The organism is uncultured Roseobacter sp. (assembly GCF_947492555.1).
Classification (GTDB): domain Bacteria; phylum Pseudomonadota; class Alphaproteobacteria; order Rhodobacterales; family Rhodobacteraceae; genus Roseobacter.
The window spans coordinates 52,933-76,155 of sequence record NZ_CANLNE010000004.1; the positions used below are offsets into that span (position 1 = coordinate 52,933).

Below are 23,223 nucleotides of genomic sequence, written 5' to 3' on the forward strand. Positions count from 1 at the left end.
ATACAATGGACGGCAACGATATAGGCAAATGCCCCGTGATGCATGGCACAAGCATTCATGCAACGAATGAAGTGCAGGGCAACCGGCAATGGTGGCCAAACCAGTTGAACCTCAAGATCCTGAACCAAAGCAGCCCGCAGACGGACCCCTTTGGCGGCACGGTCGACTATGCGGAAGAATTCAAATCCCTCGATTATCAGGCGCTCAAGAAAGACCTGACCGCGCTGATGACGGATAGCAAGCCGTGGTGGCCGGCGGACTATGGGCACTACGGTCCGATGTTCGTGCGCATGTCCTGGCACGCGGCGGGGACCTACCGGACCGGCGATGGTCGGGGCGGCGCCTCCACCGGGTCGCAGCGGTATGCACCGCTGAACAGCTGGCCGGACAACGGTGGTCTGGACAAGGCGCGCCGTCTGCTCTGGCCGATCAAGCAGAAATACGGCAACCAGATTTCCTGGGCGGATCTGCTGGTGTTGACTGGCAATGTGGCGATGGAATCCATGGGCTTCAAAACATTCGGGTTCGGCGGTGGCCGTGAAGACGTGTGGGAGCCCGAAGAGGACATCTATTGGGGGGCGGAAGACGAGTGGCTTGGCAACAAGCGCTACACCGGCGACCGGGAGCTGGAGAACCCGCTGGCTGCGGTGCAGATGGGTCTGATCTACGTCAATCCGGAAGGTCCGGACGGCAATCCTGATCCGGTCGCATCCGGTCGCGATATCCGTGAAACTTTCGCCCGCATGGGAATGGACGACTACGAAACCGTGGCCCTGACAGCAGGTGGTCACACCTTTGGCAAAGCGCACGGTGCAGGTGACGCCGGTCTGGTGGGTGCAGAGCCAGAGGGCGCGCCCATCGAACAGATGGGACTGGGCTGGAAAAACACCCATGGCAGCGGCTTTGGCGTCGATGCGACCGTCAGTGGCATCGAAGGTGCCTGGACGCCGACACCGACAACCTGGGACATGTCCTACTTTGACGTGCTCTTCGGGTATGACTGGGAGCTGACCAAGAGCCCGGCAGGCGCGCACCAGTGGCAGGCCAAGAACCTCAAAGAAGAGGACATGGCGCCGACCGCCGACAATGCGGGCAAGACGCATATCATGATGACCACCGCAGATATGGCGATGCGCATGGACCCGGCCTACGAGAAAATCTCGCGCCACTTCATGGCGAACCCCGAAGAATTCGCCGATGCCTTTGCCAAGGCGTGGTTCAAGCTCATTCACCGCGACATGGGGCCGAAGTCCCGGTATCTCGGTGAAGAAGTGCCGCGGGAGGAGTTCCTCTGGCAGGACCCGCTGCCCGAAGCGACGGGCAGGCCTCTGACGGCGGCGGATATCGCGGACCTCAAGGCGAAAATCCTGGCGTCTGATCTGACGATCCCGGAAATGGTTTCCACGGCCTGGGCGTCGGCGTCGACCTACCGTGGATCGGACTTCCGCGGGGGCGCAAACGGTGCCCGCATCCGGCTTGCGCCGCAGAAAGACTGGGAGGTGAACCAGCCTGACCAGTTGGCCAGGGTGCTGTCCGTGCTCGAAGGCATCCAGTCGGCGTCTGCCGCATCTGTTTCCATGGCTGACTTGATCGTGCTGGCGGGCTCCGCTGCGGTCGAGAAGGCGGCCAAGGACGCAGGTCACGACATCGACGTGCCCTTCACCCCGGGCCGTGTGGACGCCACGCAGGAACAGACAGACCCGGAAGGCTTCGATGTGCTGGAGCCGCGCGTTGATGGGTTCCGCAACTATCAGCCGCAAGAGTATTCGGTTTCTGCCGAAGAAATGCTGGTGGATCGCGCGCAGCTTCTGACCCTGACAGCGCCGGAGATGACGGTTCTGGTGGGCGGTCTACGCGTTCTTGGGGCGAATGCGGATGGTGCCACGCATGGTATGTTCACCGACCGCGTCGGCCAGCTGACACAGGACTTCTTCACCAATCTGCTGGACATGAACCTGGCGTGGGCGCCCGTTGAGGGATCGCCGGGCCTCTACGAAGCACGCGATTTGGCCAGCGGTGACGTGAAGTGGACCGGCACCCGTGTCGATCTGGTGTTCGGGTCCAACTCGCAATTGCGCGCCCTGGCTGAAGCCTACGCGCAGGATGATGCGAAAGATGCCTTTGTCGAAAACTTCGTGTCCGCCTGGACCAAGGTGATGAACCTGGACCGCTTCGATCTGAACTGATCGAGGATGTGAAAACCGTGATGCGCCGTCTCTGTGAGGCGGCGCATCTTATTGGGCGCTGCACGTCAGGCATGCGTCAGCGCCTGCAGAGGGCACGTGTGGGTGCGATCACCTGCCTGCGGCTGAGGTCATTCGCCGAACACCTCTTTGAAATGTGTGATGCATTGTCGAAAGCCCGCCTCGAAATCCCCATTGCCGGGATGAAACACGCTCTCAAATGAAATCACACCGTCATACCCGTCTGCCCGGAGCGCGGCGGCGATCTGCGGAAAGAGCGGGCCAAGCTGACCCTCACCCATCTTGCGCACCTCAAGGGTTGCACGCGGGGTATCGACCAGCACGTCCTTGATATGCACGTGCCCCAGATAGCCGTCTTTTACCTCCGCATAGCCATCGGGATAGGCGACCTCGTGGCACCAGCAGTTGTTGCCGGGGTCCCATAGCACTTTGAGCGCGTCTCTGGCATCGAGTGCGTCGATCAGTTTACGCGCGGTGTAGTTTGAATTGACCAGCGTGCCGTTGCCGGTCTCGACCACCAGCGTCACCCCTTCAGCCCGTGCCAGTTCCACGGCGGGCGCGATCAACGGGGGCATGCTGTCCCAGACGCCATGCGCCACATTCCATTTCTCCGCGCCGTTGTGGCCCCAGAGGATCTGCTCCTTGCGCTGGGTCATGATCCGCACCAGCGGGGCGCCAACCACATGGGCCATCTCGATCACCCGCTTCAGCGCGTCCATATGCCGGGTGTGAACCGCGTCTCCGGCGCGGTTCTCGGCCGACATGCCGGCGAAGATATGCCGCGACAGGCAGGAGACCGGCTTGCCGCGATCTCGCAGCAGGGCATTGATCTCGCGCACTTCGGCAGCGGTGTGATCGCCCACTTCCGTGTCGCCGACAAATTGCAGTTCCGCGTAGTCGAGCCCAAACTCATCCATGACACTCACAGCATGGCGTAGATCCCTGCTGATGCCGTCGCAGATCACCCCAAGCTTCATTGTTTGGCCTGCCGGTGAAGTTCGGCACCAACGATCTCTTCGATCACGCGCGTGCAGACCCAGTTGTCGCCATCAGGATACCGGGTGCGCCCTGCATGGAAAATCTGCATGGCGGCACTTGCCGTGTGCAGCGGCACGCCCAGTTCCTCTCCCAAGCCCATCGAGATGGTCAGATCCTTGTGCATCGTGTTGATGTGGCTGCCGGTGCCTTCGAACTGACGATCAATGATCTTTTCCAGCGCGTTGTTCACGACACCGCAGCCCGCCGAGGAGGTCGAGAAGACATCCAACAGCACCTGACCCGGCACGCCCGCCTTGGCAGCAAGTGCTGCCGCTTCGAAGGTTGCCGCAAACTGTGCGCCGATCAGGGATTGCAGACAGGCTTTGACCGTCTGGCCCTCCCCCGGTCGGGTGCCGACGCGGTGGATGTTGGCCGAGACTGCCTGCATGACCGGGGCAAATTCATCCAGCACCGCATCAGGCGCTGCAGCCATCATCGTCAGCGTGCCGCCTTGCGCACCCGGAAACCCCCCGGAGACCGGCGTATCTATCAGATGCACGTCCGATCCCGACATTTCCTGCCCGATCTCGCGCGCCTCATGCGGTTTGATCGTGGCGCTGAGCAGAATGGCGCTGCCAGGCTTAAGATGGGCAGCCAAACCGTCCGCCCCCAGGATGACCGACTTCGCCTGATCGCCGCTCATGACCATGACAAACACGGCCTCCGCAGCCCGGGCCACCTCCGCAACCGATGTTGCAGCGACCCCGCCCATATCGGTGAAAGCGTTCATCCGATCTTTGACCGGGTCGATCCCCGTGACTGAAAATCCGTTCTTCAGCAGGTTCTTTGCAAGCCCGCTGCCCATGTCGCCAATGCCGATGACGCCCGTGGTTTTCATGTGAAAAACTCCCGTTTTTTCCGCGTCCAAATACTGACGCGGCGTTCGAAAAAGCCCCCTGCAGAGGGGCCGGTTTCACGGGGATTTCACGCGTCATGGTGACGTCGGGCGAGTCCGGAAGACACCCCGCTGCCCGGTTACGTCCTTAGAACTAGCCTCGGAAATTCTGATTTTGCAAGTAAGCGCTTTGCCCGATCGTCGGGTGGCGAATTCCTGCTGGGAGCGCTGTTGTTAGATGCAGTGGCAGGAATTTGAGGATTCGCGCTCAGTCTTCGAAGTAGGTGGCGTGCGATTTCCGGATGCTGGTGATGACGCTATCAAGCCGGGACAGGTGCATCCGGATCGCAGTCACAACGCCATCCTCATCACGTGCTTCCAGATGATCAACGATCTCGCGATGGTCTGCCAGCAGCTTGTCCATTTCCGTCGCCTGCGTCAGGCTCAACAGGCAAAGCCGGTCCACCATGGCCTTGTTTTCCGTGATCGTCTTGAAAGCAAAAGCGCATCTTGCGGCGGCACACAGCGTTTTGTGAAATTCGTAGTCCAACGCGTGGAACCGCTCGATGTCATTGCGCGCGACGGCGTCGGCTTGCTGCTCAAGGCTGCGGCGCAGGCGTTTGAGATCCGCGCCGTCGGCTTCGGCACAAGCCCGGCGGATGATTTCGCATTCCACGGCAAGGCGGATGAAGCGCGACCGCTGGATGGCTTCGTAGGAAAACCCCCTGACGACAGTCGCCTTCTGGGGGCGAATCTGAATGAGATTCTGATTTGCCAGCCGGATAAAAGCTTCCCGGACGGGCTGGCGCGACATGTCAAAGCGTTTGGCGATCTCGACTTCCGAAATGCGTGTGCCGGGCATGAGCTTTAGCGCGGAAATCTGACCGTGGAGAAAATCAAAGACCTCATCCGCGCTGGTCCGCCGTTCCGCAATTGTTGGATTTTGCAAACCGATATTCCTTTGTCGTTTGATCATCATTTACCATACCAGTTTGGGAGATAAAAGGCATGTATTCTGACCGATTGAGGTGTAGTACAGCACTTTTTTGGGTTCTTATGTTGCGTGTGCGAAGAAGTTCACGTTTGACCGAGGTTGTAAACTGGTATACTAGTCTGCATATCGTGCTCGCATAAAGCTGGGAATACGGAATGAACATGCCAGAAGTATCCGCCACCGGTTCTCGGAATTTGACAGCCAAAACGGCTATCGTCACAGGCGGTGGGCGGGACATCGGCCGGGCCTGTGTGATGCGTCTGGCTGCCGCCGGAGCCTCTGTCGCCATAAACTACCATAGTTCGTCCGACGGGGCGGATAGCGCTGTCCGCGAGATCACTTCTGCGGGTGGTAAAGCCGTCGCCCTACAAGGAGATATGACCCAGCAAGAAGATGTCAGCGCGCTGGTCGCAAAGACTCGCGAGACCTTTGGCGATGGTATCGACATCCTTGTGCACGTGACCGGCGGCCTGGTTGCGCGCAAGGCGATCCCGGAAATGGATATCGACCACTGGCACAGGGTGATGGACCTGAATGCGACGTCCTTCTTTCATGCGGTCAAGGCGGTGCTGCCCCACATGGGGCGCGGTGGCTCGATCATCGGGCTGGCCAGTCAGGCCGGACGCGACGGGGGTGGTCCGGGCGCTGTTGCCTATGGGGCGGCCAAGGGAGCGGTGATGACAATGACCCGCGGGCTGGCAAAGGAGCTTGGGCCCGACATCCGGGTGAACTCCATTTGCCCCGGCATGATCGACACTGATTTCCACAACGTTTTTACCAAGCCTGAGGTGCGCAGCCACGTGGCCAACGTGACGCCCCTGAAACGCGAGGGTGCGCCGGAAGATGTGGCCAACCTCGTGGCCTATCTGGCCTCGGAAGAGGCGGCGTTCATCACCGGCACGAACATCGACATCAACGGCGGGACCCTGTTCTCATAACGCAGGCGCGGCAGAGGCCGCGTCCGCCCGGGAGGGGCGCCGCAAACGACCAAAGACCGATCACGCGCAATAGGGAGGAAAAGATATATGTTTACGCGCTTGACCAAAACCATGGGCACGCTGGGCCTTGTCGGCCTGATGGCCACCGCTGTACAGGCAGAGAGCTGGCGGGGCTGGAACATCCACACGGATGGCTATCCGAACACCGTCGCGATGGATAAATTCGCGGAACTTCTGGAAGAGAAGACCGGCGGCGAGATCACGCTGCAGATGTTCCACGGCGGCACGCTGGGCAATCAACCTGACGGGATCGAGCAGGTGCGCATCGGCGGGCTGGAAATCGGCAACTTCAACCTTGGCCCGATCGGTCCGATTGCGCCGTCCGCCAATGTCGTCTCCCTGCCGTTTATCTTCAAGGACGTAGACCACATGTTCCGCGTTCTTGAAAGCGAGGGCGGCGAAGCCATTGCGGCAGGCATGGCCGAAAAGGGCCTTGTGCCGCTGTCGTGGTTCGATGCGGGTGCCCGGTCCTTCTACAGCCAGAAACCGATCCAGACACCGGCGGATGTGACCGGCCTCAAGGTTCGTGTGATGAATAACGACCTCTTCACCGGCATGATTTCGGCGCTTGGCGGTAACCCGTCGCCGATGGCCTTTGGTGAGGTGTATCAGGCGCTGAAAACCGGGGTTGTTGATGGCGCCGAAAACAACTGGCCGTCCTATGAAGCCACGGGGCATTTCGAGGTGGCGGGCTACTATTCGCTCAGCCAGCACCTGATTATTCCCGAGTGTCTGTGCATCAACACAGCCGTTTACGATGGCCTGTCTGACGACATGAAGGCGGCGGTCAAGGACGCTGCGCAAGAAGCCGCCTTGCTTCAGCGTCAGCTTTGGAAGGAACGCGAAGCCGCCAGCCAGGAAAAGGTCATGGCAGCCGGGGTCAAGTTCAACGAAATCTCAAACAAGGTTCCTTTCCAGGAAGCCATGGCGTCGGTCTATGAAGCCTATCTCGAGGCCAATCCCGACCTGCGCGGCCTGGTCGAATTGATCCAGAGCACCGAATAAATAAAACAAACTTCCCCGCCCGGCGCATGGGTGCCGGGCGGGAAAAGCACCGGGGGGATCATCGAGATGTCGAGCCGCACATGGGCCCAGTTTGACGCGGCCCTGGATCGTTTGAGCCACGCCTGCAAGCTTGTCACCGGCATCGCGCTCGTGACGCTGACCGTGATCTTCGGCTGGCTGGTCTTTGGCCGCTACGTGCTGAACGCCACGCCGACCTGGGTCGAACAGGTGGCCTTTCTGCTGGTCATGACCATCGCGTTTCTGGGCGCTGCCGTTGGCATCCATGAGAATACGCATCTCTCCGTCACCATTCTGCGCACCTCCGTACCGCGCAAAATCCGGCAGGCGCTGGCCGTGATGACGGATTGCATCATGGGCGGGTTTGGTCTGCTGATGGCATGGTATGGCGCGCAACTTACCCTCTTTAAATGGGGGTCGCTGATCCCGATGCTGCAATTGCCCGAAGGGCTGCGGTCCTTGCCGCTGACCCTGTCGGGCGGTTTGATTTTTCTCTTCTCTCTGGGACATCTGACGCGCATCCTGCGCGGCGCAGATCTCCGCAAAGACACGATTGAATAGGCGCGTTAATGGGACTTACCATTCTGCTTGGCATCTTTGCCTTCTGTGTTCTCATCGGCGCGCCTGTCGCCTTTGCTCTGGGCATTTCGGCCATCGCCGCCTTCTGGTGGGAGGGCCTGCCGCTGATGATCGGGTTTCAGCGCATTGTCTCCGGTATCAATGTCTTTTCCCTGCTGGCCATCCCGTTTTTCATCTTCGCGGGCGAATTGATGTTCCACGGGGGCATCGCCATCCGGCTGGTGCGGTTCGCCTCCGCCGCCGTTGGCGCCGTCCGGGGCGGGCTGGGGATCGTGAATGTCTTCAGCTCCATGCTCTTCGGCGGCATTTCCGGCTCCGCCGTGGCCGATATCTCCGCCTTGGGCTCAATCCTCATCCCGGTGATGAAGGAAAAGGGCTACGACACGGACTACGCGGTGAACGTCACGGTCACCTCCTCCATCGCGGGCATCATGATCCCACCCAGCCACAATATGATCATTTTTGCCGTGGCGGCGGGCGGCGGCATCTCGATCTCCAAGCTGTTTCTGGCAGGTGTGGTGCCGGGCATTTTGATGTGCATCTGCCTCGCCATGGCCGCCTATGTCGTCGCTGTGCGGCGGGGGTATGCGGCAGAGACCTTCCCCGGCTGGACCGCCCTGGCGTTGAGTTTCATCTTTGCGCTGCCCGGGCTTTTTACTGCCGTGATCATCGTCGGCGGCGTTCTGTCAGGCGTCTTCACGGTGACCGAATCCGGGGCATTCGGCGCCATCTACGCATTCATTATAACCTTGCTGGTCTACCGCACGATCACCTGGGAGAATTTCTGCACCGCGGTTTTGCAGGCGGTGCGGACCACGGCGATGGTGATGATCCTGATCGCCTGCGCGGGCGCCTTTGCCTATATGCTGACCTTCTTCCGCGTGCCCAGCCAGACGGTGGATTTCCTGACGGCGCTGACCGACAATCCGATCATCATCCTGTTGCTGGTCAACCTGTCCCTGTTGGTGCTGGGCATGATCATGGATATGGCGGCGCTGATCCTGATCTGCACGCCTATCTTCCTGCCGGTGGCCCACAGCCTTGGGATTGACCCCTTGCAGTTTGGCATGATCCTGATGATGAACCTCGGGCTTGGTCTTTGTACCCCACCTGTCGGCTCCTGCCTCTTTGTTGGGTGCGCCGTTGGCAAACTGCCCATGGAGGTGGCCGTGCGTACGATCTGGCCGTTCTATTTTGCGATCCTCGTGGCGCTGATGCTGACGACATTTTTCCCCGCCGTGTCGATGACCCTGCCATCCATCCTTGGCTGACACCTGATGATGACGCAGCTCAGGTTTCCAGATGGGGGGCTGATCCAACATCGTTCAACAGCGTCATGACTTCTTGGCGCCAGGCATCGCGCATCTTGTTCGCCAGCACGGATGCCGGTCGGTAGAGCGGCGCGACAATGGCGTAGCGATAGCGGATTTTTTCAGTGAGCGGGCGTACCTGGATCTCCTCCGTCATCGCACCCGCGGTCTTCACATGCGCAACCGTCAACGGGTCCAGAATGGAACAGCACTGACCGGCAGAGACGAATTGCAGAATCGGCAGAAAGGTCTGGCTCTCGACCATGGTTCGAAAGGTCAGACCGCGTGTCCTGAACATATCCTGCAATTCTTGTTGATGGGCATGACTGGTCTGCAAGGTGCCCATCGGTTCCCCATCGAGATCAGAGAGGGATACGACATCCCGCTCTGCCAAACGGTGATCTGATGGCATGGCCAGAAAACACTCTGCTGTAATAAACTCGGCATTGTAGAGGTTTTGCGCTTCGGTGTTTTGCGGCGCGTCGGCAAATCCGAAATCGATGTTCTGCGCGCGGGCAAGTTCGGCGATCTGGTTCGAACTGCGCGCAAGGATCGATACGGTGATGCCCGCATCCCCTTTGATCTGGGTGGCAATAAACCGGGGAAACAGGACGGAGACAGGGCCCGGCATGGCAGCAACGCTCAGATTGCCGGTTTGCCCGTCCACAAGGCTGCGCATGGTCTGGCGGACGCGGGACAGCTGGCTCAGGATCGCATCGGTTTCGGTCAGCAGGTAGTGCGCCTCCGGTACCGGGACCAGCTTGCGTCCCTGCCGGTCAAAAAGCTGCAGGCCCAGCTGATCTTCCAGCGTCTTGATGGCCGCGCTGACGGCGGGTTGCGTCCGCCCGAGTTTCTTCGCCGCGTCCGAGAGGGAGGCCGATGTCATGACTGCCTGAAAAGCTGAAATCTGTGAAATATTCATAAAAATATACATAACTTAAATCTATGGAAAGAAAAGATATTCAAATTTGCCTTTATTTTTGGATTGGCTACGCTGACCGGCATGACTCGTTTTAGAAGTCAGCTACATGGGAGACTGTAATGAAGGTATTTTCAAAGCTTACGGGCGTTGCTCTGGCAACGACCCTGGCAGCCGGAACAGCGGTTGCACAGGATCCGACCTTCTTTCGGATCGGGACAGGCAGTGCAGGGGGCACTTACTTCCCCATTGGTGGCACAATCGCCAATGGCATTTCTGCGCCTCCGGGATCACGCGCCTGCGACGAGGGGGGCCAGTGCGGCGTGCCCGGTTTGATCGCAATTGCGCAATCGACGACAGCGTCGGTGTTCAACAACACGGCGGTGGAGAATGGCGAATTGGAAGCCGGGCTTGCCGCCGCGGATGTGACCCGGTCGATGTATCTGGGCGAAGGCAAGTTTGACGGCAAACCGCATCCGAAACTGCGGATCGTCGCCAACCTCTTCCCCGAAGACCTGCATCTTGTCATGCCAAAAGGCGCGTCCCTTGGCGGGCTGGCTGATCTGGCGGGCAAACGGGTCGGGATTGCTCAGGCCGGATCCGGCACGCAGGTGGCCGTGGAGCAGATGCTGGCAGAATGGGGCGTGACCCGTGACAACATGGACGAGGCAGAATTGAACAACAGCCAGTCGGCCGAACGTCTGGCGGACGGGCAGCTTGACGCCTATTTTTACGCCGCAGGCTGGCCGGTCTCCGCGATGGTGCAGCTCTCCACGACCAAGGGCATGGAGCTGCACAGCTTCAGCGATGAAGATCTGGCCAAGATCAACGAGATCATTCCGGCCTACATCCCGTCGAAAATCCCTGCCGGTGTCTATGAGGGCGTGGATTACGACGTGAAAACGCCGGCGGTCTCCGCCTTGCTGATCGTGTCCTCGGATCTTTCGGAAGAACTGGTATATGGCATCACCAAGGCGATGTGGAACGACAACACACGCAAGCTGCTCGACAATGGTCATGCCAAGGGCAAGCAGATCACACCGGATACGGCGCTTGATGGCATCGCCGCACTTGGTGTGCCGCTGCACGCGGGTGCCGAGAAGTTCTACCGGGAAGCCGGACTTCTGAAGTAAGGTCTCCTCTTCCAGCCTTACCAGAGCACGGGCGGCGGGCGACACCTGTCCGCCGCCCGATGGATGATCTGCACCACATGACGACAGGGGACGCCAGATGAGCGATCAGCAGTCCGAAGCCGTGCGCGACCTTTCCCAAGCAGAACTGGCCGCCATTGAAGAGAAATACGATGAGGGGGCGGCCACGCGGTCAGTCACGCCCGCCTTTGGCAAGGTCCTGCGCTATGTGGCGCTGACCTTTGCGGTCTATCACTATCTGACGGCCGGTTTCGCCCTGCCGCCGGACTATTGGCACATGGGCTGGCACCTGTCGGGGCTCTTCATCCTGACCTACGCGCTCTATCCGATGGTCAAAACACCAACCTCCTTTGATCTCAACACTGGCGCACTGCGCCTTGGGGGGGTGCCCTACCTCGATATCATTCTGATGGTCCTCGGCGTCGCCTCGGCGCTGTATCTGGGGTTGGCATGGCGCGGGATCGGGATGCTGGGCGTGGAGGAAATGACCTTTCGCATGGGCAATCCCAATGGTTATGATCTGCTGTTTGGCTGCATCCTGATCGTGCTGGTGCTCGATATCGCGCGGCGGACGCTGGGGTGGATACTGCCCTTCATCATCAGCATCTTCATTTCCTACGCGCTGCTTGGCCCCTACTTTCCCGGCCTGCTCCAACACCCGGGTGTGAAATTCAACACCTTCGTTTCCTCGATGTACTTCCCGCAGGAAGGTATCTTTGGCGTCACCCTCTGGGTGGTCTCCACAATCGTCTTTCATTTCGTGCTGTTCGGCGTGATCGCGCAGCGCACCGGGCTGGGGCAGCTTTTCATCGACAATGCCACCATCCTCGCCGGGCGTTACACGGGCGGACCCGCCAAAGTGTCCGTCGTATCCTCCGCCTTCTTTGGTACGATTTCTGGCTCGTCGGTGGCCAATACGGTTTCAACCGGGGCGCTGACGATCCCGAACATGAAACGGCTGGGCTATCCCGGTCACTTTGCCGGTGGCGTCGAAGCCGCAGCATCCGCAGGTGGCCAGATCACGCCGCCGATCATGGGTGCTGCGGCCTTCATCATGGCGGAGTTCTTGGAGCTTCCCTATACAACCATCGTCATTGCCGCGATCTTCCCGGCGCTGCTGCACTACGTGGGCGTGTTCACCGTTGTGCATCTGATGGCGCGCAAGCTGGGTCTGCAGGGGCTGACCAAAGACGCACTGCCGAAACTGCGCGCGGTCTGGAGCGATGGGTGGGCCAACATCGTGCCGCTGGTCGGTCTGCTGGTGGTGCTCTTCTCAGGCTACACACCCTACATGTCCGCCTTTTGCGGGATTTCCTTGGCAATCATCGCAGGCATGAGCAGGCTCAGGGAACCGGTGACGCTAGTCTATGCAGCGGCGTTTATCGGGTTTGTCGTCTGGAAACAGGCTGGCGGCGGCTTCGACGTCGCAATGTCCGCCATCCTCATTCTCGGCGCAGTTGTGGCCACGCTCAACCCCCAGCGTCGCATTTCCCTGCCGGAGATGGGCGATACCTTTGAGACCGGCGTGAAATACGCGCTGGCCGTGGGTGCCGCCTCTGCCGCGGTTGGGATCGTGATCGGCGTGATCAACACCACCGGCGTGGGGTTTCGTATCGGGTTTATGGTGACGCAGGCGGCCTCAAATCTGGGCAATGACATCTCATGGCTCTTTACCTTCGGCGCTTATGAATTATTTTCCGTCGAGGACCTGACGCTCTTCATCAGCCTCGTCTTCATCGCGCTGGCCTGCATCCTGATGGGGGCAGGGGTGCCGACAACCGCGCTCTACATCATGCTTGTGTCCGTGGCGCAGCCCGCGCTGGCACAACTGGGCGTTCCTCCCATCGCGAGCCACATGTTCGTGCTCTACTACGGCGTTGTCGCTGAAATCACGCCACCGGTCTGCACATCGGCCTATGCGGCAGCGGCCATCGCGAACTCCAACCCGTTCCGCACGGGGATTTCAGCCTTCACCCTTGGATTGGGCAAGGTGGTGGCGCCCATGGCCTTCGTCTATGCGCCGGTGCTGCTCTTTGTCTCGTCGACCGGTTTCGACCTGTGGGAGTTCACCTATACGGCGGCCAGTTGCATCGCGGGGGTGATCGCCTTGTCCTCCGCCGTCGTGGGGTACTGGCTGGCTCCGGTGAACATCGCGTTCCGCTGGTTGCTGGCCATTGCCGGGCTCATCTTTATCGCGCCATCGCTGCAGGCCGATCTGGTGGCGCTGATTGTTGCCTCGCCTGTGATCGTCACGCAGCTGATCGTGCGGCGCGGAGCGAAAGCGGCAAGCTGAATGGATCAACCCGTCTTCATTCTGGGTGCAGGTATCATCGGTATCTGCACGGCGCTCTCTCTCGCCGAGCGCGGCGTTGCAGTGCGGGTCATTGATCGCAGGGAGCCGGGGCAGGAGACCTCTTTTGGCAACGCTGGCATCATCTCGCCCTGGTCGGTCATTCCGCAATCCATGCCCGGGGTGTGGCGACAAATTCCGCAGCTGATGTTCGGGCGGGCGGCACCGCTCTCGATCCGACCTGCCGCCTTGCCGAAAATGATCCCTTGGGGCTTGCGGTTCCTGCGGCAGGCCAGCGAAGCCCGGGTGCGGGCAACGGCGGAGGTGATGGAGCTGCTCTGTGCGCCGTCCATTGATCTTTACCGGCGGCACCTGCAAGGGACGGGCGCTGAGACGCTCATCAAGGATAGCATTTACGTACATGCATTCAGGGACGGGAGCCGGGCCACCCTAACGTCCCTCGACTACGCGATCCGGCGCGAGAAAGGGGCCAATCTTGAACTGGTGGGGCAGGATGTGTTGCAAGCCACCGAACCAGCACTCAGCCCGGACTTCAACGCGGCAGTCCTGATCCACGATCAGGCGCGCGCGCTCTCTCCCGGACGTATCGGGCGTGTTCTTGCAGAAAAAGCCAGAGGTCTTGGGGTCGATTTCGTTTCGGACAATGTTCGCAAGCTGAACAGGTCGGACGGTGACTGGCAGATTGTCTGCGATGGGGACACCTATGCCGCGGCCCGCGTCGTTGTGGCGATGGGGGCTTGGAGCGCCAAGCTCTTGGCGCCCCTCGGTCTTCGGATGCCGCTGATGGCCGAGCGCGGCTACCATGTTGAGTTTGCGCGGCCGGGGATCGAAATCCGGAATTCGGTGATGGACGTCGATGCGAAACTGGTTGCCAGCAGCATGGAGACAGGTGTCCGGATTGCCGGGCAGGCCGAATTCGCACCGGTTGACGCCCCACCTGATGACCGGAAACGCGGGCAGTTGCGCAAGCTGGCGAAAGCGGCCTTTCCAGACCTGAAAACGGGTGTCAAAAGCTTCTGGATGGGGCGTCGGCCATCCTTTCCCGACAGCCTGCCGGTGTTGGGCGAAGCGCCTGAAAAACAAGGGTTGTTTCTGAATTTTGGACATTCGCACTATGGTTTGATGATGGCGCCGAAATCGGGTGAGTTGCTGGCGGATATGGTGATCGGTCGGGCGTCAAATGCGGATGTCACGGCATTGGGGGCTGAACGCTTTTTGTGACGTTACCCCGCGCAAGCAAGGCGAATTCAGCCTTTCATTTCATGTTTCCAGCCCACTGATTTGGTCGCAGGCAATAGGCGGAAATTCTCGTCAGGCGAGAATTTAGTTCATGCTTTGTTCTATTTTTGGTAGGCTGCACCACATGCAGCTATCCTTGATTCCAGATGATCGGGAAGACCGCCTGCTGTCCATCCATCGACGCCTGCGCAGGCAATACGGTCCTCAAGGCCCTCACGTGTTGCTGGACCCTGTATCACAGCTTGTCATGGGGCTTATCGGGGGCAAGACGCGGGGAGAGATTTCGACATCCGTCTTTTGCGCGCTCAAAGGACGGTTTCGTGATTGGGAAAGCCTGCGGGATGCCCCGGTGCAGGAAATCAGGCAGCTGATTGCACCTGTGACCTTTGCGGAGGTGAAGGCGCGCAGGCTCAAGTCAGCCCTTCAGATGGTGACAGCCAGCCAAGGCGCCCTGACGCTTGATCTGCTCAAACCAATGTCGGTTAGCGCTTCGCTGAACTGGCTGGAACCACTGCCCGGCGTTGGTCGGAAAACGGCGGCGACAGTTTTGAACTTCAGCACCCTTCGCAAACCGGCCCTCGTGATTGACACCCATCACCTGCGGGTTGCCCGTCGCCTTGGCCTGATCCGCCCGCGCGCCGGAACGGTGGAGGCGTATGAGCAGCTGTCGCCCTTATTACCGCCCCAATGGGGCGCGCCAAACGTGGACAGCCATCACCAATTGGTCAAGCGTCATGGGCAGCATCGATGCCGGGCAACATGGCCTGAGTGTCACGGGTGCTGTCTCGCAGACCTGTGCGACGCCTTTCGCGCGACCAGACAGACGTCAATTTCAGGAGCGGCTGCACCTTTCGACCCGCCAATACGCACGGACAAGTCGTGATTGGGTCACATCGATTGGTCTCGCGGCGATGGTCTGTGGCAGCACATTCTGTGCGGAGCGCTAAAGTGACCTAAGTCTATAACAAGAAGTGCAACCTACGCGCAGACCACCTGTTGCTCGGCATACCAAAATGGACAGCACTGTCCGATATCTGGGCGTTTAACTGGAGAGTGCTCTGGCCATCGCGGAAGCCATCGAATTCCAGATCGGAAGGTTGTCGTGGTGGACCGCCCAAACCGGCCCTTGGCTGCAGAGTGAATAGCTGCTGCGCAGCTTCACCGAAGCGGGCATTCGTTTCGTACACGAAGCCGGTGGCTGGTCGACTTCATACGTGTAGGTTTTCGCAAATTCTTGGTCGCGAAATTATCGCGCCGAGTATTCGAACAGGATTTGAATGCTTTGATGAGAGGTTGGACTCCCCTCATACCCAGCGCGCCAGACGCGCCGGCAAGGTTCACGGGATTCTCCTGCTCGCAAGTACTTATCGAATAACTCGCGCCGCGAGCAGTGAACTTTATCTGTTAGGAAAAGCCCGTGTATGGAGCGACAACACGAGGGAAGGAAACATGGTTGCCCTACGGCGAGAGCCGCTGCGATAGACGGAGCCCCAGCGCTTGTCGCCTCCTCCGGTAGGGGTGCAGGCGAAATGCCCAACGGCAATCCCAGCAGGAATGGTCGGCAAAGCCAATGAGAGTGTTACGGCAAATGGTTGGGAGTGTCCGGTAGATCACAGACCAATGGGATTGATCTTCAAAGAGTTGTCACAAATCCTCATCTTGCGAGAAGGCTTTATGGAGAGTTCTACCTCAACTTGTATTTCTTGACCATCAGGTGCATGGTTTGGCGCAGGTGAAAAAGGTGTGATTTCGTGTGCATTGGGAAATGGTGCTGCGCTTGGCTGATGGCAATTTCTGTCTTTGGCAGTGGCGTGGCAATCGCTGAGGAACGGCTTCTTGTTGTTGCGGATGAATGGCCTCCCTTTTCCGGGGAGGGGCTGCCGGGGCTTGGGATTTCCCTTGATGTGACCCGTGCAGTGCTTGAGCGTGCCGGCTACGAGGTGGAAACGGCGATCCTGCCGTGGTCTCGCGTGGTTAGTGGTGCGAAATCCGGTGAATATGACGTCGTCACGAGCCTGTTTCTCGACCCGGAAATGCAGAAATCCGTGTTTTATTCAGAGCCTTTTTTTGAAACGCAGGTTCAGTTCGTGCGGCAAAAGGGTCGCGACATCACTTACGACGGGCTGGACTCCCTGCAGCCCTATGTCATCGCGGTTGGAGCCGGATTTCTGTACGAAACCGAGTTCGACAATGCAGACCACCTCAAAAAGTTTGAAGTGACCACGACCCTGCAGGGCCTGAAGATGGTGGCGGCGGGGCGTGTGGACCTGACCCTGGACAGCTCACATGTCGTGCGGCACTCCATGCTGCTCTCTGACGATGCTCTTCAGGACCAACTTGAATTTCTGCAACCTGCCCTGACCAAGCAACAGATCCACATGGCTGTGTCCCGGTCACGACCGGATCACGCAGGTATCGTGGCCGATTTCAACGCGGCGCTGACCGACATGCGCGCGGATGGGTCGCTGGATGCGCTGCTGGAAAAGCACAACACGGACTGACAGCAGATGCCCAAAAGATGGAATAACCGGCTCGCTTTCTCGCTGCTATTGTGGGTCCTTCTATGCAATGCACTGTTGTCAGTTCTGGCAACTTCGTTGCAACTCTACCTTGCCTTTCAGCGGGAGGACGACGCACTGCATGACCTCGTCCTGCAGGTTGAAAAGGGCTTTGGGCAAAGCCTGAGTTCGGCGCTGTGGTCCTTTGACACATTGCAGGTGAACGATATCCTGGACGGCATTTTCTCAAGTGCCGATATTGCTTCTCTGAAACTGACCAGCAGCGGCGGGCAGACATGGGACCGTGCGCCGCTCGATCCGAATGAACAACTGGACGTCGAACGCTTCGATCTCGAATACACCGATCCGGTGCGCGGAGTGACATCGCTCGGAACGCTCGAATTGGGTCTGAGCCGTGCGCGGATATGGTCGAACCTTTATGCACAGGTGCTGGTGGTGTTCCTGTCGAACATCGCCAAGACCGGCTTCGCCTCGATCGCAATCCTTGTGATCTTTCATCGTCTGGTCAGTCGCCATTTGCGCCATATCGCAGCGCATGTTTCGGAGCCTGAATGGTTCACCACGGGCGCACCGCTGAACCTGGACAGGCGACATGCTCATAGTTGGGATGACCTTGACGCCATCTCGACCGAAATCAATGCGACACGAGACCGGCTCCTTGATTTTGAAAGCGACCTGCGGGCGACATCCGAGCAGTTGCGCGTTGTGCTGGACACAACGGCAAACGGCATCATCGGGCTGAACGAGAACGGGGTGGTGGATGTCATAAATCCAGCGGCGCGCCATATGCTTGGTGGCAAGTCAGAGATGACGCCCTTTTCATGGCCTGACGAGATCAAGTTTCTGGATGTGGCGGACATGCATCCGTTGGATGCGTCCTCCGATCCGATCAATCGCGCGCTTGCGGGGCAGGTCCTGACCGGCGAAACCCATCTCATGACCCGGAGTGGCAGTAGTGAGAATCGTTACGTGCGCGTGTCCAGCGCATTGGTTGAGGATGACGCGAGCAGTTTGAGGTGTGTAATCTTGCTGGATGATGTCTCCCTTCTGGAGAAGAACCGGCAGCAGGTGGAACGTAAGGGAAGGCTGGACGCCCTTGGGCAGTTGACCGGTGGTATTGCGCATGATTTCAACAATTTGCTCGCCACCATCCTCTACGCAATGCAGTTGACGCGGACAGACAATATTTCGGAACGGTCTGACCGGGTTCTGTTGACGGCGCTGAACGCGGTCGAGCGGGGGCGCGCGCTCACCAATCGGTTGCTTGCCTTTGCCAAGCGGCAACCAGGATTGGCAAAATCGCGCCCGCTCACCGAGACCTTTGCCGAATTCGAAGCGCTTGCGCGACCTGCGATCGAAGAGACGGTCGATATTTCCTTCCTGGCGCCGAACCCTGAACTGCTGGTCTATTGTGACCATGGCCAACTCGACAATGCCCTGTTGAACCTGGTGCTCAACAGCCGGGACGCCATCATGCGCAGCGGCAAGGGCAGTAAGATCATCGTCAAGGCGCGTGCGATTGACGAGGTAGATGTCGATCTGGCACTGCGGCGTGAGGACCTGCATGCCTATATCACCCAAGGGATGCGGGAGGAGCACGCTGCAGATGTGGCACGCAAGGATGAACGCGCGTATCGCTATGTCGAGCTTTCCGTGACAGATGATGGTCCCGGCATGACGAATGAGGTGAAAAGACGCGCGATTGACCCTTTCTTCACCACCAAGGACACGAATTCCGGAACGGGTCTGGGTCTGTCTATGGTCTACGGGTTCATCCAGAATTCTGATGGCGAGTTGCGCATCTATTCCGAACTTGAATTCGGGACCACGATCAGGTTGATCTTGCCGCGAGGGACACTGGAGAATGAAAGAGAAGAGCCAATGACCCGGCTGCCGCCGCGACGCGGGCAAGGAGAGAAAATCCTTGTCGTCGAAGACGAAGTCAGCCTGTTGATGGTGATGGAAGATCTGATCAGTGAGCTCGGTTTCGAATTCATCGCCGCACGGTCGGGTGCCGAGGCGCTGGAGTTGATCGAGATGGGAGACGCGGTGGATCTGTTGCTGACGGATATCGTCATGCCCGGCGGTATTGGTGGCTTTGAACTGGCAACCCGGGTCAGAAAGCTGCGCCCCGACCTGCCTGTTGTCTATATGTCCGGCTACACCGGATTTACCTCTTCCGAAATGGGAGAGGTTGTGGCACCGATGGTTCAGAAACCGTGCCCGCCCGGTGAACTGGCGGAAATACTGGCCGACACGCTGGCGGGTAAGCCGTCGGAGAAACAGGGATGACGACTTTTGCCTGACGCTTGCTCGCCCCTCTCCGCTCCAGACCATGCGGGCGCGAACGCCGGGCACAACGCATGGCCAATCAACTTGGTGGAGTAGCGTATGGCTCGTATTTTGTTAATGGAAGACGATGATGATCTAAGCGCAGTTCTGGACGAGGTGCTGTCATCCAAGGGGCATACCGTCACGACCAGCCGTTCTGCTTCTGAGGCCTTCGTCCTGATTGCAGAAAACCGGTATGATCTGTTGATCACCGACATCATCGTTCTGAAGGATGACAAGCCAGTGCCGGACGGCGGCATTTCCCTGATCTCGCGATTGCGCGGCGCGCTCAGTTGGAATCTGGAGCCGTGGATGAAGAAGATGCCGATCATCGCCATCTCGGGAGCAATCCACAATCAGGGCATGTCAGAGCTGTTGAAGATATCGCGAGACCTCGGGGCGGATATGGCGTTCGGTAAGCCGACGGATATGGATGATCTGCTACAGGCGATCCATTTGCTAACCAACCGTTCGAACTGACGCATTTCGCCAGACGGAGTACTTGCGCTGTCAAACATTCAGTTACCGCAGATTTGCCGTGATCGGTGACCCTCAAAGTGAGGCTAGCGTAGGTGTGAACGCCCTTCCTTATCGTCTCCAAAAGCATCGACCGCCAGCACCTGATGCAGAGGCTGGCGGTCGTTCGGGCAGAACTCTTGAGACTAAACGTCTTTTCCAGCCCTTTCTTGGTCAGTGTACGTGAACAGGTTTTTGCACTGGAATAGCAACAGGGCGGTCCGTCAGACGAATGCCCACAATCATCATACGCATCGCATCTTCCGCCGCGCGGCGGAGCAGTTTCTCGCCCTTGTGGATGGCTTCATCCAGCGAACAGGGGCGTTTGATGATCGACGCGAAGGCGTCAATGCCGTTGTCCAGCGTTTCATGCACCCCCTTGCCGATGGTTCCGGCCAAAGCGATTGTCTGAATGCCCTGATCACGCGCCCGTCTGGCGACCTCACAGGGCACCTTGCCGTAGGGCGATTGCCCGTCCAGAGAGCCTTCGGCGGTGATCACCAGATCCGCCTTGTCCAGCATGTCGTCAAACCGAAGATATTGCATCACGATGTCAAAGCGTGGATGCAGCGTGGCACCGGCAAAAGCGACCAGCCCGGTGCCGAGGCCACCGGAGGCACCCGAGCCATTTAATTGGCCCAGGTCCAGCCCGGTGGTTTGATGGATCAGATCGGCGTATCGCTCAAGTCCGGTTTCAAGGGCGTCGACCTGATCCGGTGTTGCGCCTTTTTGCGGTCCGAAAACGCGGGCAACGCCCTTGGGCCCGAGCAAGACATTGTGCCAATTCACGGCGACATCAATTGACACATCGGCCAGTCGCGGGTCGATCTCACTTCGGTCGATCTCGGCAATCCGTGCCAGTTCGTAGCCACCAAATCCGATGTCCTGTCCGTCGACATCCAGCAGGCGGGCACCAAGGGCCTGTGCCATGCCAGCGCCGCCGTCATTGATGCCGCTGTCCCCACAGCCGATCAGGATCCTGTCCGCGCCGTGGTCCAGTGCGCGCAAAATCAATTCGCCAACGCCGTAACTGGTGGTGCGACCCGGATCACGTCTGTCTTTCGGGACAAGGCTCAGACCAGCGACCGCGGCCATTTCCAGGACCGCTGTGCGGGGGCCGCTGCCTCCCATGATACCAAAGAAGGCGGTGACGGGGCACCCGACCGGGCCGGTCACGATGGCTTTGTGCAGTGTCCCCTTGGTGGCGTTGACGAGGGCTTTGGTAAAGCCTTCGCCGCCATCGACCATCGGTGCTTCCAGCACGCGCGCTGCTGGCAGGGCGCTGCGAACGCCAGCGCTGATCGCGCGGGTGACATCATTGACGGAAAGGGATTCCTTGAACCCGGACGGTGCGACGAGAATAGTAAAAGACATATCTTATCTCCTTGAATTTGTTCATGAAAGGAGAACGGCGGGGCAGAGGGATTATTCCATGTAGGTCCCTTTTTTGCGCGTCTTGGGCAGTATGCCGCGCAGTCAGCGCAGGCCCAGCTTTTGTCCCAGAATGCCGACGGACTGCCGCACCTCGCGCGCCACTGTTGACAGCTCGACCTCTAGCCGGGTGACGCGTCGTGACGGCGCAGATCGCCGCGGCTTCGGCGTGGGGGCCGTCGTTGCGACCACTCTGTCCGGACGCAAAACGGGCCGTGAACTGGATGAGGGCACAAGGTCGGAGGTTGCATAGGGTGTGGAGGCCGCCGCCGGGTGGAGAGGCACAATAGCCGCCATGTGATCTTTCGCAGGCGTGTTCAGATTGAGCTGCCAGGGCCAGAGGGTCAGGGCAACGAGGACAAGTGGCATGGCAACAGCAGGCATCAGGGGCACGGCAAGCCGGAACAGATCTCTCTGGTCAAAGGTCGGCTGCTCCAAGCCGCCATAGATCGCCACCGGCTTTGCGCTGGCCATCATCGTCTGGCAGAACCCGGTTCCGAGAACGGCAACCATCACGATGAGCGCCGGATCATGACCGAAGGCGGCAATCGGCAAGGCGACTGCGGGTATCAGAACGGCGGCGCGGGCACTTCGGGAGGTGATCACCAGATGGGACAGCACCGCCGTCAGTGTCATGAAGCCAATGGCAACTGCGCGGTTTCTCGCCAGCGTTTCCGGCAGCACTGACAGCATGCCATCTGCCAGCCAGCGATCCGCGCCGGTCACGATGATGGCGTCTGCGATGACGATGGTGGCCGTCAGATAGAGGATCAGCTCCATATCGACGTCGCGGAAAATCTCTTTGGTCTTTCTGTCTGTGAAGGGCCTGCTGAGCAGGACAAGCGCGCCTGCCAGGGCGATCAGCACGATGGAGATATTGTGCAGCCCCGCTGTGGTCCACAGGCCCAGAAGCATGACAAGGACGGCGGCCAGCCGTTTCTGGTGTGTGGTCAGTCTGCCGGCGGGCCGTTGCAACACAAGCGGGGCATTCTGCAGATCCGGCGGGACAAAAAGCCAGAGGATCAAAGCCGTTGCCAGAAGGCAGGAGAGCAGGGACGCCGGAAGACCCAGCGTTATCCATTCCAGATAACCGATGGTGGCGCCGCCGGATTGCGAAATGGCATCGACGGCAATCAGATGCGCGCCGGCGCCCAGCAGGGAACCGCCTGCCGAAATCAGGATCACCGTGGGAAACAGGAGTGCCAGGGGCCGGATCAATCTGGGATCGGGCAGCTGCGCTGCAAGGGCAAGAAAGACCGGCAACAGCAATGCCGCGCGCCCTGAGGTCGACGGGATGAAAAACGCGGTGCAGGCGATCAGCAGGGTCAGCACATAGGCGACGGAGATAAAGCTACGAAAGGGCAAAAGAGCACGCGCCACCAGAAGCTCCATCAGCCCGCTGGATTTCAGGACGGACGCGATGACAAAGGCGGCCACCAGCAACCACACGAGGTCGCGGCCCAGCGAGGCAAAGAGACGGTCTTCGGGCAGCGTCCCGGTCAGGACGAGTGCAAGGGCAGCGGCAATGGCCACTAACGAATCCGGTAGGCGCGTCATGGTCCAGCCGATCACGGCGAAGGCGGTGATTGTCAGCGCGCTGCGTCCGCCGGGGCTGAGCGTTTCAGGGAGGGTCCAGAACAGCAAAACAGCAACGAGTGCCAGCGGGAGGGCCATCATCTCGGTCTGTTGCAGAGGCCAGTTGCGAAAGAGAGGTGGCGACAGTGAGAGAGTGGTCATCGGGCGTCCTTCCGTGTGCGTGTTTGAGAAGGAAACGTCGCGGCGCAGTGCTTATTCCAGCGGATTTCATAAAATCGTAACATGGGCG

18 protein-coding genes and 1 pseudogene are annotated in these 23,223 nt (G+C 59.4%); 13 read left to right on the top strand and 6 right to left on the bottom strand.

Annotated features, from left to right (window positions below; all coding sequences use genetic code 11):
* The first annotated feature begins 5 nt into the window (after positions 1-5).
* Entirely contained in the window at positions 6-2,186 is a 2,181-nt protein-coding gene (gene katG, locus Q1A07_RS19040; protein WP_299783617.1) for a catalase/peroxidase HPI, read from the top strand.
* A gap of 128 nt (positions 2,187-2,314) precedes the next feature.
* Here katG and Q1A07_RS19045 read toward each other — a convergent pair whose 3' ends face one another.
* The 3 genes from Q1A07_RS19045 to Q1A07_RS19055 all read right to left on the bottom strand — a co-directional run bounded on the left by Q1A07_RS19045 (position 2,315) and on the right by Q1A07_RS19055 (position 5,026).
* Complete coding sequence (locus tag Q1A07_RS19045) at positions 2,315-3,121, bottom strand: sugar phosphate isomerase/epimerase (RefSeq protein WP_299783839.1); 807 nt, start codon at positions 3,119-3,121, stop codon at positions 2,315-2,317.
* Positions 3,122-3,177: 56 nt separating this feature from the next.
* Positions 3,178-4,080 (bottom strand): NAD(P)-dependent oxidoreductase, encoded by a 903-nt coding sequence (locus tag Q1A07_RS19050; RefSeq protein ID WP_299783618.1) that lies wholly within the window; start codon positions 4,078-4,080, stop codon positions 3,178-3,180.
* 265 nt (positions 4,081-4,345) lie between these two features.
* On the bottom strand, positions 4,346-5,026 hold the full coding sequence (locus tag Q1A07_RS19055; RefSeq protein WP_299783619.1) for a GntR family transcriptional regulator: 681 nt from the start codon (positions 5,024-5,026) through the stop codon (positions 4,346-4,348).
* A gap of 239 nt (positions 5,027-5,265) precedes the next feature.
* Between Q1A07_RS19055 and Q1A07_RS19060 the strand changes: the two genes are divergently transcribed.
* The 4 genes from Q1A07_RS19060 to Q1A07_RS19075 all read left to right on the top strand — a co-directional run bounded on the left by Q1A07_RS19060 (position 5,266) and on the right by Q1A07_RS19075 (position 8,942).
* Positions 5,266-6,009 carry a glucose 1-dehydrogenase gene (locus Q1A07_RS19060; protein ID WP_299783620.1) on the top strand — a complete coding sequence of 248 codons (744 nt, stop codon included), beginning with the start codon at positions 5,266-5,268 and terminating at the stop codon, positions 6,007-6,009.
* An 87-nt stretch (positions 6,010-6,096) separates the two neighbouring features.
* A complete protein-coding gene (locus Q1A07_RS19065; RefSeq protein ID WP_299783621.1) occupies positions 6,097-7,074 on the top strand; it encodes a TRAP transporter substrate-binding protein in 978 nt (325 codons plus the stop codon).
* A gap of 66 nt (positions 7,075-7,140) precedes the next feature.
* Positions 7,141-7,653, top strand: a complete 513-nt coding sequence (locus Q1A07_RS19070; protein ID WP_299783622.1) for a TRAP transporter small permease — start codon at positions 7,141-7,143, stop codon at positions 7,651-7,653.
* 8 nt (positions 7,654-7,661) lie between these two features.
* Positions 7,662-8,942 (top strand): TRAP transporter large permease, encoded by a 1,281-nt coding sequence (locus Q1A07_RS19075; RefSeq protein ID WP_299783623.1) that lies wholly within the window; start codon positions 7,662-7,664, stop codon positions 8,940-8,942.
* A gap of 19 nt (positions 8,943-8,961) precedes the next feature.
* On the opposite strand, the gene Q1A07_RS19080 is transcribed toward Q1A07_RS19075, so the two are convergent.
* The gene (locus tag Q1A07_RS19080) at positions 8,962-9,915 is read right to left on the bottom strand and encodes a LysR substrate-binding domain-containing protein (RefSeq protein WP_366944115.1); all 954 of its coding nucleotides are present in this window, start codon (positions 9,913-9,915) and stop codon (positions 8,962-8,964) included.
* Between the two features lie 107 nt (positions 9,916-10,022).
* Between Q1A07_RS19080 and Q1A07_RS19085 the strand changes: the two genes are divergently transcribed.
* The 8 genes and pseudogenes from Q1A07_RS19085 to Q1A07_RS19120 all read left to right on the top strand — a co-directional run bounded on the left by Q1A07_RS19085 (position 10,023) and on the right by Q1A07_RS19120 (position 19,931).
* The gene (locus Q1A07_RS19085; protein ID WP_195818332.1) at positions 10,023-11,033 is read left to right on the top strand and encodes a TAXI family TRAP transporter solute-binding subunit; all 1,011 of its coding nucleotides are present in this window, start codon (positions 10,023-10,025) and stop codon (positions 11,031-11,033) included.
* A 97-nt stretch (positions 11,034-11,130) separates the two neighbouring features.
* Complete coding sequence (locus tag Q1A07_RS19090) at positions 11,131-13,344, top strand: TRAP transporter fused permease subunit (RefSeq protein ID WP_299783625.1); 2,214 nt, start codon at positions 11,131-11,133, stop codon at positions 13,342-13,344.
* Positions 13,345-14,583, top strand: a complete 1,239-nt coding sequence (locus tag Q1A07_RS19095) for an FAD-dependent oxidoreductase (RefSeq protein WP_299783626.1) — start codon at positions 13,345-13,347, stop codon at positions 14,581-14,583. It begins immediately after the preceding gene.
* Between the two features lie 265 nt (positions 14,584-14,848).
* Positions 14,849-15,484: an endonuclease gene (locus Q1A07_RS19100; protein WP_299783841.1), complete on the top strand. Its 636-nt coding sequence runs from the start codon at positions 14,849-14,851 to the stop codon at positions 15,482-15,484.
* A pseudogene (locus Q1A07_RS19105) lies at positions 15,432-15,647 on the top strand (integrase); the annotation flags it as partial. The gene Q1A07_RS19100 and the pseudogene Q1A07_RS19105, both read left to right, overlap by 53 nt.
* Positions 15,648-16,385: 738 nt before the next feature.
* Entirely contained in the window at positions 16,386-17,102 is a 717-nt protein-coding gene (locus tag Q1A07_RS19110) for a transporter substrate-binding domain-containing protein (RefSeq protein ID WP_299783627.1), read from the top strand.
* A 96-nt stretch (positions 17,103-17,198) separates the two neighbouring features.
* On the top strand, positions 17,199-19,412 hold the full coding sequence (locus tag Q1A07_RS19115; RefSeq protein WP_299783628.1) for a response regulator: 2,214 nt from the start codon (positions 17,199-17,201) through the stop codon (positions 19,410-19,412).
* A 99-nt stretch (positions 19,413-19,511) separates the two neighbouring features.
* Positions 19,512-19,931, top strand: a complete 420-nt coding sequence (locus Q1A07_RS19120; protein WP_299783629.1) for a response regulator — start codon at positions 19,512-19,514, stop codon at positions 19,929-19,931.
* 210 nt (positions 19,932-20,141) lie between these two features.
* On the opposite strand, the gene Q1A07_RS19125 is transcribed toward Q1A07_RS19120, so the two are convergent.
* Together Q1A07_RS19125 and Q1A07_RS19130 are read right to left on the bottom strand one after the other, a co-directional pair.
* Positions 20,142-21,341, bottom strand: coding sequence for a glycerate kinase (locus Q1A07_RS19125; protein ID WP_299783630.1), 1,200 nt, complete (start codon positions 21,339-21,341; stop codon positions 20,142-20,144).
* 102 nt (positions 21,342-21,443) lie between these two features.
* Positions 21,444-23,135, bottom strand: a complete 1,692-nt coding sequence (locus Q1A07_RS19130) for an SLC13 family permease (protein WP_299783631.1) — start codon at positions 23,133-23,135, stop codon at positions 21,444-21,446.
* Between the last annotated feature and the right edge of the window lie 88 nt (positions 23,136-23,223).

Coding starts and splice junctions, on each gene's coding strand:
- Q1A07_RS19120 (WP_299783629.1), top strand. CDS start 19,512: ATGGCTCGTATTTTGTTAATGGAAGACGATGATGATCTAAGCGCAGTT.
- Q1A07_RS19100 (WP_299783841.1), top strand. CDS start 14,849: ATGGGGCTTATCGGGGGCAAGACGCGGGGAGAGATTTCGACATCCGTC.
- Q1A07_RS19080 (WP_366944115.1), bottom strand. CDS start 9,915: ATGTATATTTTTATGAATATTTCACAGATTTCAGCTTTTCAGGCAGTC.
- Q1A07_RS19125 (WP_299783630.1), bottom strand. CDS start 21,341: ATGTCTTTTACTATTCTCGTCGCACCGTCCGGGTTCAAGGAATCCCTT.
- katG (WP_299783617.1), top strand. CDS start 6: ATGGACGGCAACGATATAGGCAAATGCCCCGTGATGCATGGCACAAGC.
- Q1A07_RS19085 (WP_195818332.1), top strand. CDS start 10,023: ATGAAGGTATTTTCAAAGCTTACGGGCGTTGCTCTGGCAACGACCCTG.
- Q1A07_RS19045 (WP_299783839.1), bottom strand. CDS start 3,121: ATGGATGAGTTTGGGCTCGACTACGCGGAACTGCAATTTGTCGGCGAC.
- Q1A07_RS19090 (WP_299783625.1), top strand. CDS start 11,131: ATGAGCGATCAGCAGTCCGAAGCCGTGCGCGACCTTTCCCAAGCAGAA.
- Q1A07_RS19075 (WP_299783623.1), top strand. CDS start 7,662: ATGGGACTTACCATTCTGCTTGGCATCTTTGCCTTCTGTGTTCTCATC.
- Q1A07_RS19130 (WP_299783631.1), bottom strand. CDS start 23,135: ATGACCACTCTCTCACTGTCGCCACCTCTCTTTCGCAACTGGCCTCTG.
- Q1A07_RS19070 (WP_299783622.1), top strand. CDS start 7,141: ATGTCGAGCCGCACATGGGCCCAGTTTGACGCGGCCCTGGATCGTTTG.
- Q1A07_RS19050 (WP_299783618.1), bottom strand. CDS start 4,080: ATGAAAACCACGGGCGTCATCGGCATTGGCGACATGGGCAGCGGGCTT.
- Q1A07_RS19110 (WP_299783627.1), top strand. CDS start 16,386: ATGGCAATTTCTGTCTTTGGCAGTGGCGTGGCAATCGCTGAGGAACGG.
- Q1A07_RS19095 (WP_299783626.1), top strand. CDS start 13,345: ATGGATCAACCCGTCTTCATTCTGGGTGCAGGTATCATCGGTATCTGC.
- Q1A07_RS19065 (WP_299783621.1), top strand. CDS start 6,097: ATGTTTACGCGCTTGACCAAAACCATGGGCACGCTGGGCCTTGTCGGC.